Origin of the sequence: Pseudomonas sp. 7-41, assembly GCF_021233075.1 — a bacterium.
GTDB lineage: Bacteria > Pseudomonadota > Gammaproteobacteria > Pseudomonadales > Pseudomonadaceae > Aquipseudomonas > Aquipseudomonas veronii.
The window spans coordinates 2,508,674-2,524,453 of the sequence record NZ_CP089551.1 but is presented as its reverse complement, the minus strand read 5'-3'; the positions used below and the strand labels follow the sequence as shown (position 1 = coordinate 2,524,453).

Sequence of the window (15,780 nt, the reverse complement as noted above, 5' to 3'; positions counted from 1 at the left end):
CCCTCAGATCCTGAACTGGGCCACCAGTTGGCCCAAGCGCTGGCCGAGGTCGGCCAGGCTGCGCGACGTCTGGGCGCCCAACTGGGTTTCATCGGCCACGCTGTCCACCGCCACGGCAATCTGATGCACGCTGCGGTTGATCTCTTCGGCGACCGCGGTCTGTTCTTCGGCGGCGCTGGCAATTTGCGCGTTCATCGAGTTGATGGTGCCGATCAACTGCGCCATGGTGTCCAGCGACGCCCCGGCTTCGTTGGCTTGGGCCGAGGTGCCGTCCCCGGCATCGCTGGAGCGGCGCATGGCCTCCACGGCGGCGACGGTGCCTTTTTGCAGGCGATCGATCATGCCCTGGATTTCCTGGGTGCTGGTCTGGGTACGACTGGCCAGGGCACGCACTTCGTCGGCGACCACGGCAAAGCCGCGACCGGCCTCCCCCGCCCGCGCCGCTTCGATCGCGGCGTTAAGGGCCAACAGGTTGGTCTGCTCGGCAATCGAGCGGATAACGCCGAGCACGCTGACAATCGACGACACATCCTGCTGCAAGCTGTCGAGGGACACGCCGCTGCTGCGGATATCGTTCACCAACGCATGGATCTGCGCGATGCTGCCGTCCACCACGCGCTTGGCAGCCTGGCCCTCGGCGTCGGTCTGTTGCGCAGCCACGGAAGCGCCTTGGGCACTGCGCGCAACCTCCTGGGCGGCGGAAGACATTTGATTGATCGCGGTGGCCACCTGGTCGGTCTCGTGACGCTGACGCTCCATGGCCTGCTCCGAACGCTGCGCCTGGTCGGACACCTGGCCCACCAGCCCGGTGAGTTGCGCGGTCATTTCGGTGATCTGGCGCACCAAACCGTGGATCTTTTCGACAAACCGGTTGAAGGCCCCGGCCAGATCGCCCAGTTCGTCCTGGCTGGTGATAGCCAGGCGCCGCGTCAGGTCGCCCTCACCGGCAGCGATATCGTCGAGGTTGGCTTTCATCAGGTGCAGCGGACGCAGGATGGTATTGGCCAGGACCATGCCCGCCGCCGCAATCACCAGCAGCACCAGCACGGCCACACCGAAGATACTCAGCAATACGCCCTCCATGCGCTTCTTGACCTTGGCCTCGACCACCGCCACCTGGGCATCGATGCCATCCAGGTTGACCGAGGTGCCGAATACCATGTCCCACTTGGGCAGGTATTCGGTGTAGCCGAGCTTGGGCACCAGTTCGGTCTGGCCGGGCTGGGTCGAGCTGTATTGCAGGTAGTGGGTGCCGTCCTTGCCGACCTTGACCAGGTCGCGGTTGACGTAGACGCCATTCGGGTCGCGGTTGTCCTTGAAGCTCTTGCCCACGCCGTCCGGGCTGTTGCCCTTGAACAGGCGGATGGTTTCGGAGTCGTAGCCGAAGAAGTAGCCATCCTTGCCGTAGCTGGTATTGGACAGCAGCTTGACCACCTCGGCACGCGCCGCCGTATCGCCCGGGGCGGCGGCGTCGTAGAGCGGTTTGATGGTCGTCATGGCCACTTCCACATAGCTCTGCAGAGTGGCCTTGGCGGCGTCGAGCAAGTGCTGGCGGGTCTCATCCACCTCGTTGCGCGCTTGCCCCTTGAGGATCCACACCGTGGTCAGGCTGATCACCAACGCAAACAACAGCACCGGCACGATGGCCAGGCACAGGACTTTGACCTTCAGGCTCAGACGCATGGCTTTTCTCTCTTATTAGTGGCGGCTTGAGAGGTTAACGGCCAGTTGCGCAGATTCTGTAGGACGACCCCGTCAGAGCGTCATCGCCGCCACCCAGCCGAACACCAGCAGCGGGATGTTGTAATGCAGGAACGTCGGCACCACGGTGTCCCAGATATGGTGGTGCTGGCCGTCGATATTCAGGCCGGAGGTCGGGCCCAGGGTCGAGTCCGACGCTGGCGAACCGGCATCGCCCAAGGCGCCGGCCGTGCCGACGATGCACACAATGGCCAGCGGGCTGAAGCCCAGTTGCACACACAGCGGCACGAAAATCGCGGCCAGGATCGGCACCGTGGAAAACGACGAACCGATGCCCATGGTCACCAGCAGCCCCACCAGTAACATCAGCAACGCCCCGATCCCACGGCTATGGCCGATGAACGCCGCCGACGTTTCCACCAGCGAGCGCACGTCACCGGTGGCCTTGAGCACTTCGGCGAAGCCTGAAGCGGCAATCATGATGAAGCCGATCATCGCCATCATCTTCATGCCTTCGGTGAACAGGTCGTCGGTCTCGCGCCAGCGCACAATGCCCGATACCGAGAAAATCAAAAACCCGGCCAGGGCGCCGATGATCATCGAGTCCAACCACAACTGAATGATGAACGCCGAGGCGATCGCCAGGCCGGCCACCAGCAGGGTCAGTGGGTTGTATTGCACCGCGACCTGTTCGACCCGCTCGATTTTCTCCAGGTCGTACACGCGCTTTTTACGGTAGCTGACAAACACCGCCACCAGCAGGCCGACCACCATGCCCAGCGCCGGCAGGCCCATGGCGTGGGTCACGTTGACCTGGCTGATGTCCACGCCGCTCTTGGCCACGTTGGCCAGCAGGATCTGGTTGAGAAAGATGTTGCCGAAGCCCACCGGCAGGAACATGTAGGGCGTGATCAAACCGAAGGTCATCACGCAGGCGATCAGGCGACGGTCCAGTTGCAGTTTGGTCAGCACGTACAGCAACGGCGGCACCAGCAGCGGGATAAACGCGATATGAATCGGCAGGATGTTTTGCGAGGCGATCGCCACCACCCACAGCAGGCCGATCAGTAGCCATTTGACATGGCTGCCGCCGCTGGCTTCCTGGCGATCGACCAGCAGCAACGCCTTGTCCGCCAGGGCATGGGCCAGGCCGGACTTGGCAATCGCCACCGCGAAAGCGCCGAGCAATGCGTAGGACAAAGCCACTGTCGCGCCACCACCCAGCCCACCGTTGAAGGCCTGGAGCGTGGCGTCGATGCCCAGGCCACCGGTCAGCCCGCCCACCAGGGCGCCGACGATGATGGCGATGACCACATGCACGCGGGACAAGCTGAGCACCAGCATGGTGCCGACCGCGGCGATGACTGCGTTAATCATGGTTACCTCAAGCAAAAAACAAAATACAGGCATGCCCGCACCGGCATGACTGCCGGTGTGCAGGCTGGAAGGAGGTCTTATTAGAGGGCGCGCACTTTGCAGCAGGCGCGGTCGCATGTCAAAAAACGACGTCGCTTTCAAATTTAAATTGAACGTTTGAATAAAGAAAAAAATACAGCCGCCGATATAAAGGCTCTCTATGTTTTCAGGTAAAGGATGCTCCGCGATGTCCCTCAGACAGCTGTCCATTCAATGGAAAATCACCCTGCTCGCCGGCCTCTGCCTGCTGGGGATCGTGACCCTGCTGGTGGGTCTGTCGCTGTATCGCATGGAACAGAGTTCGCAGCAGGTCAAAGCCTCCAGCATGCACATGCTCGACGAAGCGGCCCAGGCGCGTATCGAAGCCCAGGGCGAAGCGCAGGCGCTGGGCATCCGCCAGCAGTTCATGGATGCCTATCAATACGGTCACGGGTTTTCCCGCCAGGTGCTGTTCCTGCGCGAACAGGCAGAAAAGCGCTTCCTTGACGCCTTCGACACCCGTGAAGACTTGACCCGCCAGGTCAAGGCCGCCTTGCAGGCCAACCCCGACCTGCTCGGTTTGTCCCTGGTGTTCGAAGCCAATGCCCTGGACGGCAAGGATGAGCTGTTCGTCAACCAGCCAGAGCTGGGCAGCAACGACAAAGGCCGATTCGCCCTCTACTGGTCACAGCCGACGCCCGGCAAACTCACCGCCATGTCGCTGCCCGAAAGCGACATGTCCGACACCAGCGTCGGCCCGAGTGGAGAAAAGGCCAACGCCTGGTTCACCTGCCCGCGCACCACCCTCAAACCGTGTGTGATCGAACCGTACTTCTATGTCATCGACGGCCAAAACGTACTGATGACCAGCCTCGTGTTCCCGCTGATAGTGAATGGCAAAGTCATCGCCTCGCTGTCGGTGGACATCAACCTCAACAGCCTGCAGGCGGTGAGCCAGCAGGCGAGCCACACGCTGTATGACGGCCAGACCCAGGTCAGCATTCTCAGCGCCACCGGCTTGCTGGCCGGCTACAGCCCGGATGCGAGCAAGCTCAGCCAGCGCCTGGACCAGGTCGACACCGCCAGCGGCGCGCAATTGCTCAGCGCCCTGGCCGGCAGTACGCGGATCAGCAGCCTGCGTGCCGACCATCGACTCAAGGTCCTGGCGCCGTTCACGCCGATCCCCGGCGGCAAGCCGTGGGGCGTGTTGCTGGATGTGCCGGAAAAAGTCCTGGTGGGCCCGGCCGAAGCGCTCAAGGCGCAACTGGACGCCGACAACGCCCGTGGCACCCTGCTCGAGTTGAGCCTGGGCCTGCTCGCCGCCGTGATCGGCCTGGGACTGGTGTGGCTGATGGCGCGCAGCGTGACCCGGCCGATCCTGAGCGTGGCGCACATGCTCGAAGACATCGCCAGCGGCGAAGGCGACCTGACCCGCCGCCTGGACTACGCCAAACAGGACGAACTGGGGCAACTGGCCGGCTGGTTCAACCGCTTCCTCGACAAACTGCAGCCGATCATCGCCGAGGTCAAACGCTCGGTGCAGGACGCCCGCGGCACCGCCGACCAATCCGCCGCGATCGCCAGCGAAACCAGCGCCGGCATGGAGCAGCAATACCGCCAGGTCGACCAGGTGGCCACCGCCTCCCATGAAATGAGCGCCACCGCCCAGGACGTCGCCCGCAGTGCGGCCCAGGCCGCCCAAGCCGCGCGCGATGCCGACCAGGCCACCCGTGACGGCCTGCAGGTGATCGACCGCACCACCACCAACATCGGCCATCTGGCGGCGGACATGAGCACCGCCATGACCCAGGTTGAAGGCCTCGCGACCAACAGTGCGCAGATCGGCTCGGTGCTCGAAGTGATTCGCGGCATCGCCGAGCAGACCAACCTGCTGGCCCTCAACGCCGCCATCGAAGCGGCCCGGGCCGGTGAGGCCGGCCGTGGGTTTGCCGTGGTCGCCGACGAAGTGCGCAACCTGGCGCGTCGTACCCAGGAGTCGGTGGAAGAAACCCGCCTGGTGATCGAGCAACTGCAAAGTGGCACCACCGATGTGGTCGGCGCCATGGGCAACAGCTATCGCCAGGCCCAGAGCAGCGTCGAACAAGTCGGCGAGGCGGTCACCGCCCTACGCCAGATCGGCGCCGCGGTCACAGTGATCAGCGACATGAACCTGCAAATCGCCAGCGCCGCCGAAGAGCAAAGCGCAGTGGCCGAGGAGATCAACAGCAACGTGGCGACAATCCGCGATGTCACCGAGTCACTGTCGGAACAGGCCAACGAATCGGCGCGCGTCAGCCAGGCGTTGAACCACCTGGCCAATCAGCAACAGGGGTTGATGGATCATTTCCAGGTGTGAGTGACCGACACCAACTCTGAAGGAAATCCAATGTGGGAGGGGGCTTGCCCCCGATTGCAGTGGGTCAGTCAAAGGCTACATAGACTGATTCACCGCTATCGGGGGCAAGCCCCCTCCCACACTTTTGATCGGCTGGTCATCGCCAGGCCATGATTAATACATGTAAACGATGTCTCCGGTTTCAAACGTAAAGGATGTCTCCGGTCTGCACCGGGGGTAAGCCCCTCCCCCCATTTTTGATCGACCTCAGCGTTTGGGCAGTTCGATCAGCACCTTGAGCCCGCCCAGTTGGCTTTCCTGCAACTGCAACACCCCGCCCCACACCTCGACGATATCGCGCACGATTCCCAGGCCCAGGCCATGGCCGTCGGTCTGCTCGTCCAGGCGCGTACCACGGCTGAACACCCGGTCGTGTTGGGCTTCGGGAATGCCGGGGCCGTCGTCTTCCACTGCCAGCAGGTAACTGTGCGGCGTCTCGCCGATGCTCAGGCACACCTGCGCATCCGCCCATTTGCAGGCGTTGTCCAGCAGGTTGCCGAGCAGCTCCAGCAGGTCTTCGCGGTCCCAGGGCAATTGCAGGCCAGGGACGGCGTGGTGGCTCAAGTCCAGGTGGTCGCCGTGGACCATGTTCAGGGTCGCCAGCAAGCCCGGCAGTTCGTTCGCGCAATCAAACAAGGCGCCCGGCAGGGTGTCGCCGGCCAGGCGTGCGCGGTTGAGTTCGCGGTCGAGGCGCTGTTGCACCTGTTCAAGCTGTTCGCGCAGCAGCGTGCGCAAGCGCGGCTGATCCTTGAGCGCTTCGCTCGACGCCGCGCTCAACAGCACCGACAGCGGGGTTTTCAGCGCGTGGCCGAGGTTGCCCAGGGCATTGCGTGAACGCTTGAGGCTGTCTTCAGTGTGGGCCAGCAGGTGGTTGATCTGCGCCACCAGCGGTTCCAGCTCCTGCGGCACCTGGGTGTCGAGTTGCGAGCGCTGGCCCTGTTGCAGCTGGGCGATCTGGTTGCGCGCAACTTCCAGCGGGCGCAAGGCGCGACGGACCGTGACCCGTTGCAGGATCAACACCAGCAACAGGGCCGCCACCCCCAGCACCAGGCCGATCTGACGCATCAGCCGAAAGCTTTCGCGCACGGGCGTGTAGTCCTGGGCCACGCTGATGGAAATCAATTGGCCGAAGCGCTTGTAGTCCGAACGCAGTACCAACAGTTGCTGGCCTTCCGGCCCCAGTTGCAGATTGCCCTTGAGCCCGGCCGCGGGCAGGCGTGGCAGCTCCTGGTCCCACAACGAGCGGGAGCGCCAGTGGATGTCGGCGAAATCGATACGGAAATAATGCCCCGAGAACGGCCGCTGATAGGCCGGCGCCAGGCGTTGCTCGTCGAGTTGCACGCCATTCGGCCCGCGCACCAGCGCCACCAGCAGGTTCTCGCTGTCGTTGCGCAGGCCGGCCTCCAAATAGCGCTGCAAACCGGCTTCGAACAACCACAGGCTGGTTTGCGCCAGCACCACGCCGACCACCACCATCACGCTGATCAGCCCCAGGCTCAGGTGCCGCTGGATCGACTTCATGCAGGACTGGCGCCGAACCGGTAACCCTGGCCGCGCCGGGTTTCGATCACGCTGCGGCCCAATTTGCGGCGCAGGTGGTTGACGTGGACTTCGAGCACATTCGAATCGCGCTCGGTCTCACCGTCATACAAATGCTCGGCCAGATGGCTTTTCGACAGGATCTGTTGCGGGTGCAACATGAAATAGCGCAGCAAGCGAAACTCGGCGGCGGTCAGCTGGATTTCGTCGCCGTCGCGCAGCACGCATTGGCGCCCTTCATCCAGGTGCAGGCCGGCCGCTTGCAAGGTCGGCTGGTTGGCCTGGCCATGGGAACGGCGCAACAGCGCCTGGACACGCAGGTGCAGTTCTTCGGGGTGAAACGGTTTGCTCAGGTAATCGTCGGCGCCGGCCTTGAGCCCTTCGATGCGCTCGGCCCAGGAATCGCGCGCGGTGAGGATCAGCACCGGGGTGGCCAGTGCGGCCGCGCGCCATTGCGCCAACACCTCAAGCCCGGGCAAGCCGGGCAGGCCGAGGTCGAGGATGATCAAGTCATAGGGTTCGCTGCGGCCCTGGTACGCGGCATCGCGCCCATCGGCCAGCCAATCGACGGCATAGCCCTGGCGCTGCAGGCCGGCCAGCAGTTCATCGGCCAGCGGTACGTTATCTTCCACCAACAGCAGGCGCATCAGTCTTCCTCGTCTTTGATCAGCGCACCGCTGGTGGCGTCGAGTTTGATCTCGCGCACCACACCGTCGGTCGTCACCAGTTCCACCTCATAGGCATATTGCTCGTCCTTTTTCTCAAGCTCGGCCTCCAGCAGCCGCGAGCCGGGGTGGCGCGCCATGGCCTGCTGCAACAGTTGCTCGAGCGGCAGGATCACCCCCTGCTGGCGCAGTGCCAAGGCTTCGTCCTGGTTGAGGTCGCGGGCTGACAGGCTTGAGCAAAACGCCAGGAGCACCAGCCCCGCCCAGCCAGCGGCGCGTCGATATACCTTCATTACGTATCCTGATGATTCTTGAGCACATGCCCGGTGAGCGCGTCCAATTCAACCTCCCATTCGATGCCGTCGACATCCTCCAGTTCGACCTCGTAGAGGTACTTGCCGTAGACCTCGTCCAGGTCGGTGTCCAGCAGGGTCGAACCGGGATGCAAGGCCAGGGCCGTGGCGTCCAGCTGATCGAAGGCGACAATAGTAACAGTGCCGGGCCCGCGGAGTGACTTGTCGGGGTCGGCTGCCAGGGCCTGTGCCGCCAAAGAGGCCGCGCACCCGGCGGCGACCAGCATTGTGAGACGCTTCATGCTGAGTCTCCGTTTCACGATATTTGTCCTACACCCGCCAGCGTATCCGCGGCAACTTAACTGAAACTGAATTGCCACCATGGCAATTCGCGTCACCCGCGTTTTCCTTCACCCGACGAGATTTTCTATACTGCCCCGCTCGCTTCAACAGAGACCGGTATGACAGCCATCCACATCAAGTTTCCCGCCCTGACCCTCAAGGCCGGCAAACGCGCCTTTGCGCGCATTCGCGAGCAAGGCCTCAAGCCTGCCGATGTCGGTATCCTTCCCGGTGCGGCAGGCGGGCCCAAGGCCTTGGGCATCCAGGGCCTGGACCTGGCGCTGTTCGGCGAGTGGCTGCCCCGCGCGCCACGCGAACGTGCGCTGATCGGTGCCTCCATCGGTTCCTGGCGGTTTGCCAGCGCCTGCCTGCCCGACCCGGTGCAAGGCCTGCTCGACCTCGGCCGCCTGTACAACGAACAACGCTTCGCCAAAGGCGTGACCATGGCCGAGGTCAGCCAGAGCTGCCGGCGCATGCTCGATGACCTGCTGGCAGGGCGCGATGCGCGGGTGCTGGACAACCCCGACTATCGGCTGAACATCATGGTGGTCAAGAGCCACGGCCTGCTCGCCGATGACCACCGCGGGCGGCTGGGCCTGGGCCTGTCGTCGGTGATTGCCGACAACCTGCGCGGCCGCGCGCGGCTGGCGCGGCATTTCGAACGGCTGATCATCCATGACCCGCGCCAGGCGCCGCCGGTGCATGCGCTGCGGGATTTTCCGTCGCGCTTCCTCGACCTGAACCTGGGCAACCTGCGCCAAGCGCTGCTGGCGTCCGGCTCGATCCCCATGGTGATGCAAGGCGTGCGCGACCTGCCTGGCGCCGGTGCCGGCACCTACCGCGACGGCGGCCTGCTGGATTACCACCTCGACCTGCCCTACCACGGCGATGACATCGTGCTGTACCCGCACTTCACCGACCGCGTCATCCCCGGCTGGTTCGACAAGGGCCTGCCGTGGCGACGCAGCAATCAACAAGGCTTGCAGGACGTGTTGCTGCTGGCGCCGTCGAAGGACTACCTGGCCCGCCTGCCCCACGGCAAACTGCCGGACCGCAGCGACTTCAAGCGCTTTCTGGGCGATGACGCGACTCGCAACAAATACTGGCAAACCGCAATGAGCGAGAGCCGGCGCCTGGGCGATGAGTTTCTGCATCTGGCCGACCAGGGTGGCCTGGGCGAGCGCTTGCAGGCGCTTTGACCCAGCGGTATGCGCGAGGCGCGATGTAGCTGTTAAACTCGCCGCCTGCCAGAAACCTGACCGAGCTGAAAAATACTGTGGAAATCTTCAAGGAATTTACATTCGAATCCGCCCACCGCCTGCCCCACGTGCCAGACGGCCACAAATGCGGGCGCCTGCATGGGCATTCGTTCAAGGTGGCGATCCACCTGAGCGGCGACCTGGACCCCCATACCGGCTGGATTCGCGACTTCTCGGAGATCAAGGCGATTTTCAAGCCGCTCTATGAACGCCTCGACCACAACTACCTGAACGACATCCCCGGCCTGGAAAACCCCACCAGCGAAGTACTGGCCAAGTGGATCTGGACCGAATTGAAACCCCTGCTGCCCGAACTCAGCGCGATTCGCATCCATGAAACCTGCACCAGCGGCTGCATCTATCGCGGCGAGTAACCCTCACGTCAACGCCCTGCGGGAGCGCCCCATGGAAAACACCTGGCTGGCCCAGGCCAAACGCTTGCAGGCATTGGCTTCCACGGGGCTGCACTTTTGCACCGACGACTTCGAACGCGAGCGCCTGGAAGAAATTGCCGAGATCGCCCACAGCATGCTCGCGCAATTGGGCAATGTGCCGCTGGAGCGCATCAGCGGGCTGGTCCCGGATTTCGCCCAGCGCTATTCGACGCCGATGATCGATGTCCGCGGCGCAGTGATCGACGGCGAGCGCATTCTGCTGGTGCGCGAGGCGACCGATGGTTGCTGGGCGCTGCCGGGGGGCTATGCCGATATCGGTCTGTCGGCCGCAGAAAACATCGTCAAGGAGATCCGCGAGGAAGCCGGGCTGACCGTGACGGCGCAGGCGCTCTACAGCGTCACGCACAAGGCCAAGGGCTTGTATCGCCCGGATGTGCGGGACTTCTACAAGCTGTATTTCCTGTGTGAACGGGTCGACCAACTGGCGCCGACGGCCGGGTTCGAAACCACCGAGGTGGGCTTTTTCGCCCTCGACGACCTGCCGCCGCTGTCCCGTGGGCGCACCATCGAAAGCGATCTCGAGGCGGCCTTTGCGTTTCATCGCGGCGAAACCACGCTGACGCTGTTCGACTGATCCAATTTGTATCACCGCTGCACCGCTTTCGTGCCCGATTGGGCACCGCGACCACTCCCGCCCGCGTTCCGCGCCTGTCTGGCGATAAATCCTGTGCATACTGCACAACACCCACCGTGCGCCCGTCACTGCTGCTCAATTGGCACGCGCGGTGCAATAGGCCTGCGTCACTCATTCAGGGAGCAAGGCACATGACGCAGCAAGAACCGGGCAACGATTACCCCCTCAGCGAAGTCCCGATGCACGCACGCAAGGGCCTGGCGTCCACCGCCATGGTGCTGCTGGGCTTCACCTTTTTCACCGCGACCATGTTTGCCGGCGGCAAGCTGGGCGTGGCGTTCAGTTTCGTCGACATGCTCGGCGTCGTGGCCTTGGGTAACCTGCTGTTGGGCATTTATGCCGCAGGCTTGGGTTACATCGCGTTCAAGAGCGGCCTGAACTCGGTGCTGATGGGGCGCTTCTGTTTTGGCGAAGTCGGCAGCAAGCTCAGTGATTTGATCCTCGGTTTCACCCAGATCGGCTGGTACGCCTGGGGCACCGCCACCGCCGCCGTGGTGCTGGGCAAATATTTCGAGCTGAGCCAGGGCAACGTGCTGGTGCTGATGGTGCTGTTTGGCCTGCTGTTCTGCGCCACGGCCTACGTGGGCTATCGCGGGTTGGAGATTCTGTCCTACATCGCGGTGCCGGCCATGGGCATTCTGTTGTGCCTGTCGATGTGGGTCGCCACGGTGAAAGTCGGCGGGCTGCAAGGCTTGCTGGCGGTGGTGCCGACGTCGGAACTGGACTTGTCGACGGCGATCACCCTGGTGTTCGGCACCTTTGTCAGCGGCGCGACCCAGGCCACCAACTGGACGCGCTTTTCGCGCTCGGCCAAGGTCGCGGTGCTCGCCAGCCTGATCGGTTTCTTTGTCGGCAATGGCTTGATGGTGCTGATCGGGGCTTATGGCGCCATCGTCTATCAACAGCCCGACGTGGTGGAGGTGTTGCTGCTGCAAGGCTTTGCCACGGCCGCGATGGCGATGTTGCTGCTCAATATCTGGAGCACGCAGGACAACACCATCTACAACTTCGCCGTGGCCGGTTGCAACCTGCTGCGCACCCGCCGCCGCAAGACGGTGACCCTGGCAGGTGCGGTGATCGGCACGCTGCTGGCGCTGCTCGGCATGTACGACATGCTGGTGCCGTACCTGATCCTGCTGGGCACGGTGATTCCACCGATTGGCGGGGTGATCATGGCGGACTTTTTCTATCGCTACCGCGGCCGCTATCCGCGCCTGGCCGATGCGCGCCTGCCGGCGTTCAACTGGCCGGGGCTGACCGCCTACGCCGTGGGCACCGTACTGGCGTTCAATTCGCCCTGGGTGGCGCCGTTGGTGGGGATCGTGGCCGCGTCGCTGACCTACATGCTACTCAGCGCCGTACTGCGCGTGCGGGCACCGTTGGCTGACGCACAGGCATGAGCCTGACCATTGCCGATGTGCTCGCCCTGCCGGGGCTGGATTCCCTGTGCCTGCGCGCCGGGGCGGCGGGCCTGGAGAATGCCGTGCGCTGGCCGTATGTCGCAGAGAACAGCGGCATCGCCGAGTGGGTGCTGGGTGGCGAACTGGTGTTCGTCACCGGTATCAATCACCCACGGGACGAAGCGAATTTGCTGCAACTGCTGGAGGAAGCCTGCCTGCGTCAGGTGGCCGGGTTGGTGATTCTCACCGGGCCGGCCTATATCCAGGCGATTCCCCAGCGCTTACTGGACGCCGCCGAAGCCGCCGACATGCCGCTGATCGAACAGCCTTACTCACTGAAAATGGTGCTGGTGACCCAGGCGATCGGTTCGGCGTTGATCCAGTCGGAGCAATTGGGCCGCTCGCGGCACGATGTGCTGGAGCGGTTGCTGGCCGGTGACTATCAATCGTTGGATCTGCTGCTGCACCGCGCCGCCCAGTTGGGCATGCCCCTGGCCGGCCATTGGCAAATCGTGCAGTTGCAGTTGGAGGGCAGCGACGCGTTATTTGCCCAGGGCGAGGCCGCGCAGATGGAAGCGCAGTTGGCGCGGCAACACGACAGCATTACCCGGCGCTTGCGGCAGTTGTCGGCCGCGGTGCCGGTACTCGGGCGCGCCGGCCAATGGACGTTGCTGCTGCCGGCCGCCGATGCCGTCGCGGCGCTGGCTAACCGGGAGCAACTGGCCAATTGGTTGAAGCCGCTGAACCTGCGCCTGGCGCCGCTGAAACTGTTCATCGGCCTGAGCGCCGCCGCCCACCCGCCGGCGCGCCTGGCCCAGGCGCAGGATGAAGCGCGCCAGGCGTTGGCCGCCGCGCGGCGCTTCAGCGAACGCGCCGGGCTCTGCGTGTATGACGAACTCGGCGTATTGAAGCTGCTCAGCGGCGTGCGCGATCGTGCGCTGCTCGACCAGTTTCTCAATGACCGCCTGGGCCCGTTGCTGCGCCACGACCTGCACCATGGCCCAAGCCTGCTGCCGACCCTCGAAGCCTGGTTCCACGAGAATGGTAACCTGGTGGCCGCCGCGCAGCGCCTGGCCGTCCACCGCAATACCCTGACGCACCGCGTCCAGCGCATCGAAGCCCTGTGCGGGCTGAGGCTGGATAATTCGTATGACCGCCTGGACATCGGCATCGCGCTGATGATCTGGCGGCTGTCTGCCTGATTGTTTTTAGCCAAGAGGAACTTGCCCATGCACATCATCAACGCCCGCCTGCGCAACCGTGAAGGCCTGCATGATCTGCACCTGGAACACGGCCGGATCGCCAGCATCACGCCGCAAACCACAGCCCCCACGGCGGGGCCCGACGACCTCGACGCGGCCGGCAACCTGGTGATACCGCCCTTCGTCGAACCGCACATCCACCTCGACGCCACCCTCACCGCCGGCGAGCCGCGCTGGAACATGAGCGGCACCCTGTTCGAAGGGATCGAGTGCTGGGGCGAACGCAAAGCCACCATCACCCACGAAGACACCAAGGCCCGCGCCAGGAAAACCATCCAGGCCCTCGCCGCCCACGGTATCCAGCATGTGCGTACCCACGTCGACGTCACCGACCCGGACCTCACCGCGCTCAAAGCCATGCTCGAAGTGCGCGAGGACACTGCGCACCTGATCGACCTGCAAATCGTCGCCTTTCCCCAGGAGGGCATCGAGTCGTACCGCAACGGCCGCGAGCTGATGGAAGAAGCCGTCCGCCTGGGCGCCGACGTGATCGGCGGCATCCCCCACTTTGAATACACCCGCGACCAGGGCGTGAGTTCGGTGAAGTTCCTGATGGACCTGGCCGAACGCAGCGGCTGCCTGGTCGACGTGCATTGCGACGAAACCGACGACCCGCACTCGCGTTTCCTCGAAGTGCTCGCCGAAGAAGCGCGCAGCCGCGACATGGGCGCCCGCGTCACCGCCAGCCACACCACGGCCATGGGTTCCTACGACAACGCCTACTGCGCCAAACTGTTCCGCCTGCTCGGGCATTCCGGTATCAGCTTCGTCTCCTGCCCCACCGAAAGCATTCACCTGCAAGGGCGCTTCGACAGTTTCCCGAAACGGCGCGGCGTCACCCGCGTCAACGAACTGCTGGAAGCCGGCATGAACGTGTGCTTCGGTCAGGACTCCATCGTCGATCCCTGGTACCCCCTGGGCAACGGCAACATCCTGCGGGTGCTCGAAGCCGGGTTGCACATCTGCCACATGCTCGGCTACCGCAACCTGCAAAACGCCCTGGACCTGGTCACGGACAACAGCGCCAAGGCCATGGCCCTCGGCGATCGCTATGGGCTGGAACCCGGCCGGCCGGCCAACCTGTTGATCCTCTCGGCCGACAGCGACTACGAGGTGATTCGCAGCCAGGGCCTGGCGCTGTACTCGATCCGCAACGGCAAGGTGTTGATGAAGCGCCAGCCGGCGCAGGTGACGTTTTTGTAGCACGCGGGGTTCGATGGACAGCCGCTGATACGACTCGACGCGATCAGCCGCGCGGCCCTGCATCGAGCTGCGGCCGCGCAGCCCCGAACAGGCTGACGCTCAGCACTGTCGCATCCTGAATCTGCAACCGAACCGGCACCGTACCGCCCGGCATCACCACCGCGACCTCCCCGCCCGCGACCCAACCGGCGCGCCACGCGGCGCACGCCACGGCACAGGCGCTGGTCCCGGAGGACGCCGTCGGCCCCTCTCCCCGCTCGAACACCCGCGCAAGCACTCGATTGCCGGACGCCTGGGCAGCCCATTGCAAGTTGACCCCGGCCACACAGGGCTGGCCACGCCCGGCAGGTGGCGCAAATGCAATCGCCTGCAAGGGCTCGAACAGTGCGCTCTGGTGCATCGACAGATTGTCCGGCAGCGCAGCGGCCTGGTGCACCAACGTCACGCAATGGGGGTTGCCCACCCGCACAAACTGGCTGCGCGTCCATGCCGGGTTGATCGCCGCCAGCGCGGGCAGATGGCTGAACGCCCCTTCTTCGGCGCCAGGCAGGTCCGCGCCGACCGCCAGCGGGCCGAACGCCGGCTGCCCCAACGCCAGCCAGAACCCACGCACCTGCTCGTGCAGTGCCGGTTCGACATAGGTGGCCAGCGGCGACTTCGCATCCTGTTTATCGTGATGCACCCGCAGCTCGCAGCCCTGCGTCATCAAGCCCTGATCGCTCAGCGCCTGGGCGAAGATGGTCAGGCCATTGCCACTGCGCTCCGCAAGGGAGCCGTCAGTGTTGACGATCAACAGGTCGAACGGCGGCGCCGCCTGGAACGGCCCGACCAACAACCCATCACAACGGTGCGCCTTGGCGCCGGCCGGACGCGGCGAAGGCCCCCAGCCACATTCGGCGGCAATGGCCGGCAGTGCCCAAGCGTCCCGCCGGCTCGCCGCGAGGGCCGCAGTGTCGGGCACCTCGACCCCGTGGCGACGCAAACAGGCCGGGCTGACCACCCCATAGATATTGCCGCGGGCATCGTAGAACCGGGTCATGGGGTCGCCTGGCTGAAAGTCCTTCATCGCTTCGTCCGTCCAATCGTCTGCACACAGAAGCAGCAGCGTATTACAGAACGGTCGGCGCGTGGGAAGTGGTCTGGAAGGTGCGTCATCCGCCGCAGGAAGCCTGGGGTTCAGCAATTCTCACGGGGATTACGCACCTTCCAGACCACCTCCTACACGTCGATGTCCTCT

The 15,780-nt window shown here is 64.2% G+C and carries 14 protein-coding genes and 2 pseudogenes; 8 read left to right on the top strand and 8 right to left on the bottom strand.

Features of this window, described 5'->3' with window-relative positions:
- Window positions 1-3 precede the first annotated feature (3 nt).
- The 3 genes and pseudogenes from LQ249_RS31760 to LQ249_RS11470 all read right to left on the bottom strand — a co-directional run bounded on the left by LQ249_RS31760 (window position 4) and on the right by LQ249_RS11470 (window position 3,075).
- Entirely contained in the window at window positions 4-759 is a 756-nt protein-coding gene (locus tag LQ249_RS31760; RefSeq protein WP_371918425.1) for a methyl-accepting chemotaxis protein, read from the bottom strand.
- A gap of 102 nt (window positions 760-861) precedes the next feature.
- Window positions 862-1,683 (bottom strand): annotated as a pseudogene (locus LQ249_RS31755) (cache domain-containing protein); the annotation flags it as partial.
- A 72-nt stretch (window positions 1,684-1,755) separates the two neighbouring features.
- A complete protein-coding gene (locus LQ249_RS11470) occupies window positions 1,756-3,075 on the bottom strand; it encodes a Na+/H+ antiporter family protein (RefSeq protein WP_164887027.1) in 1,320 nt (439 codons plus the stop codon).
- Window positions 3,076-3,277: 202 nt separating this feature from the next.
- Here LQ249_RS11470 and LQ249_RS31750 point away from each other — a divergent pair.
- A pseudogene (locus tag LQ249_RS31750) lies at window positions 3,278-4,594 on the top strand (HAMP domain-containing protein); the annotation flags it as partial.
- 102 nt (window positions 4,595-4,696) lie between these two features.
- The gene (locus LQ249_RS31745) at window positions 4,697-5,452 is read left to right on the top strand and encodes a methyl-accepting chemotaxis protein (protein ID WP_376740623.1); all 756 of its coding nucleotides are present in this window, start codon (window positions 4,697-4,699) and stop codon (window positions 5,450-5,452) included.
- 246 nt (window positions 5,453-5,698) lie between these two features.
- Here LQ249_RS31745 and LQ249_RS11460 read toward each other — a convergent pair whose 3' ends face one another.
- The 4 genes from LQ249_RS11460 to LQ249_RS11445 are packed head-to-tail and all read right to left on the bottom strand — an operon-like array spanning window position 5,699 to window position 8,290.
- Window positions 5,699-7,012: a sensor histidine kinase gene (locus LQ249_RS11460; protein WP_232566468.1), complete on the bottom strand. Its 1,314-nt coding sequence runs from the start codon at window positions 7,010-7,012 to the stop codon at window positions 5,699-5,701.
- Window positions 7,009-7,677: a response regulator transcription factor gene (locus tag LQ249_RS11455; RefSeq protein ID WP_046384042.1), complete on the bottom strand. Its 669-nt coding sequence runs from the start codon at window positions 7,675-7,677 to the stop codon at window positions 7,009-7,011. The genes LQ249_RS11460 and LQ249_RS11455 overlap by 4 nt, the downstream gene beginning before the upstream one ends.
- Window positions 7,677-7,988 carry a PepSY domain-containing protein gene (locus LQ249_RS11450; protein WP_017847012.1) on the bottom strand — a complete coding sequence of 104 codons (312 nt, stop codon included), beginning with the start codon at window positions 7,986-7,988 and terminating at the stop codon, window positions 7,677-7,679. The genes LQ249_RS11455 and LQ249_RS11450 overlap by 1 nt, the downstream gene beginning before the upstream one ends.
- Window positions 7,988-8,290 carry a PepSY domain-containing protein gene (locus LQ249_RS11445; RefSeq protein WP_057004898.1) on the bottom strand — a complete coding sequence of 101 codons (303 nt, stop codon included), beginning with the start codon at window positions 8,288-8,290 and terminating at the stop codon, window positions 7,988-7,990. Before LQ249_RS11445 ends, LQ249_RS11450 begins: the two co-directional genes overlap by 1 nt.
- 159 nt (window positions 8,291-8,449) lie before the next feature.
- Here LQ249_RS11445 and LQ249_RS11440 point away from each other — a divergent pair, with 159 nt between their 5' ends.
- The 6 genes from LQ249_RS11440 to codA all read left to right on the top strand — a co-directional run bounded on the left by LQ249_RS11440 (window position 8,450) and on the right by codA (window position 14,543).
- Window positions 8,450-9,529 (top strand): patatin-like phospholipase family protein, encoded by a 1,080-nt coding sequence (locus LQ249_RS11440; protein ID WP_232566467.1) that lies wholly within the window; start codon window positions 8,450-8,452, stop codon window positions 9,527-9,529.
- 77 nt (window positions 9,530-9,606) lie between these two features.
- Entirely contained in the window at window positions 9,607-9,963 is a 357-nt protein-coding gene (gene queD / locus LQ249_RS11435; protein ID WP_017736453.1) for a 6-carboxytetrahydropterin synthase QueD, read from the top strand.
- 31 nt (window positions 9,964-9,994) lie between these two features.
- Entirely contained in the window at window positions 9,995-10,618 is a 624-nt protein-coding gene (locus LQ249_RS11430; RefSeq protein ID WP_232566466.1) for an NUDIX hydrolase, read from the top strand.
- A 191-nt stretch (window positions 10,619-10,809) separates the two neighbouring features.
- The gene (gene codB, locus LQ249_RS11425) at window positions 10,810-12,078 is read left to right on the top strand and encodes a cytosine permease (protein ID WP_057004895.1); all 1,269 of its coding nucleotides are present in this window, start codon (window positions 10,810-10,812) and stop codon (window positions 12,076-12,078) included.
- Window positions 12,075-13,280, top strand: coding sequence for a PucR family transcriptional regulator (locus tag LQ249_RS11420; RefSeq protein ID WP_046384045.1), 1,206 nt, complete (start codon window positions 12,075-12,077; stop codon window positions 13,278-13,280). The genes codB and LQ249_RS11420 overlap by 4 nt, the downstream gene beginning before the upstream one ends.
- 27 nt (window positions 13,281-13,307) lie before the next feature.
- Window positions 13,308-14,543, top strand: a complete 1,236-nt coding sequence (gene codA / locus LQ249_RS11415) for a cytosine deaminase (protein WP_046384046.1) — start codon at window positions 13,308-13,310, stop codon at window positions 14,541-14,543.
- A gap of 43 nt (window positions 14,544-14,586) precedes the next feature.
- On the opposite strand, the gene LQ249_RS11410 is transcribed toward codA, so the two are convergent.
- Window positions 14,587-15,582, bottom strand: coding sequence for a diaminopimelate epimerase (locus tag LQ249_RS11410; protein WP_232566465.1), 996 nt, complete (start codon window positions 15,580-15,582; stop codon window positions 14,587-14,589).
- Window positions 15,583-15,780: the final 198 nt, after the last annotated feature.

What these genes read in the sequence shown, in the direction of transcription:
- LQ249_RS31760 (WP_371918425.1), bottom strand. Translation starts at nt 759, where the DNA reads ATGGAGCGTCAGCGTCACGAGACCGACCAGGTGGCCACCGCGATCAAT.
- LQ249_RS31745 (WP_376740623.1), top strand. Translation starts at nt 4,697, where the DNA reads ATGGAGCAGCAATACCGCCAGGTCGACCAGGTGGCCACCGCCTCCCAT.
- LQ249_RS11460 (WP_232566468.1), bottom strand. Translation starts at nt 7,012, where the DNA reads ATGAAGTCGATCCAGCGGCACCTGAGCCTGGGGCTGATCAGCGTGATG.
- LQ249_RS11455 (WP_046384042.1), bottom strand. Translation starts at nt 7,677, where the DNA reads ATGCGCCTGCTGTTGGTGGAAGATAACGTACCGCTGGCCGATGAACTG.
- LQ249_RS11450 (WP_017847012.1), bottom strand. Translation starts at nt 7,988, where the DNA reads ATGAAGGTATATCGACGCGCCGCTGGCTGGGCGGGGCTGGTGCTCCTG.
- LQ249_RS11445 (WP_057004898.1), bottom strand. Translation starts at nt 8,290, where the DNA reads ATGAAGCGTCTCACAATGCTGGTCGCCGCCGGGTGCGCGGCCTCTTTG.
- LQ249_RS11440 (WP_232566467.1), top strand. Translation starts at nt 8,450, where the DNA reads ATGACAGCCATCCACATCAAGTTTCCCGCCCTGACCCTCAAGGCCGGC.
- LQ249_RS11430 (WP_232566466.1), top strand. Translation starts at nt 9,995, where the DNA reads ATGGAAAACACCTGGCTGGCCCAGGCCAAACGCTTGCAGGCATTGGCT.
- codB (WP_057004895.1), top strand. Translation starts at nt 10,810, where the DNA reads ATGACGCAGCAAGAACCGGGCAACGATTACCCCCTCAGCGAAGTCCCG.
- LQ249_RS11420 (WP_046384045.1), top strand. Translation starts at nt 12,075, where the DNA reads ATGAGCCTGACCATTGCCGATGTGCTCGCCCTGCCGGGGCTGGATTCC.
- codA (WP_046384046.1), top strand. Translation starts at nt 13,308, where the DNA reads ATGCACATCATCAACGCCCGCCTGCGCAACCGTGAAGGCCTGCATGAT.
- LQ249_RS11410 (WP_232566465.1), bottom strand. Translation starts at nt 15,582, where the DNA reads ATGACCCGGTTCTACGATGCCCGCGGCAATATCTATGGGGTGGTCAGC.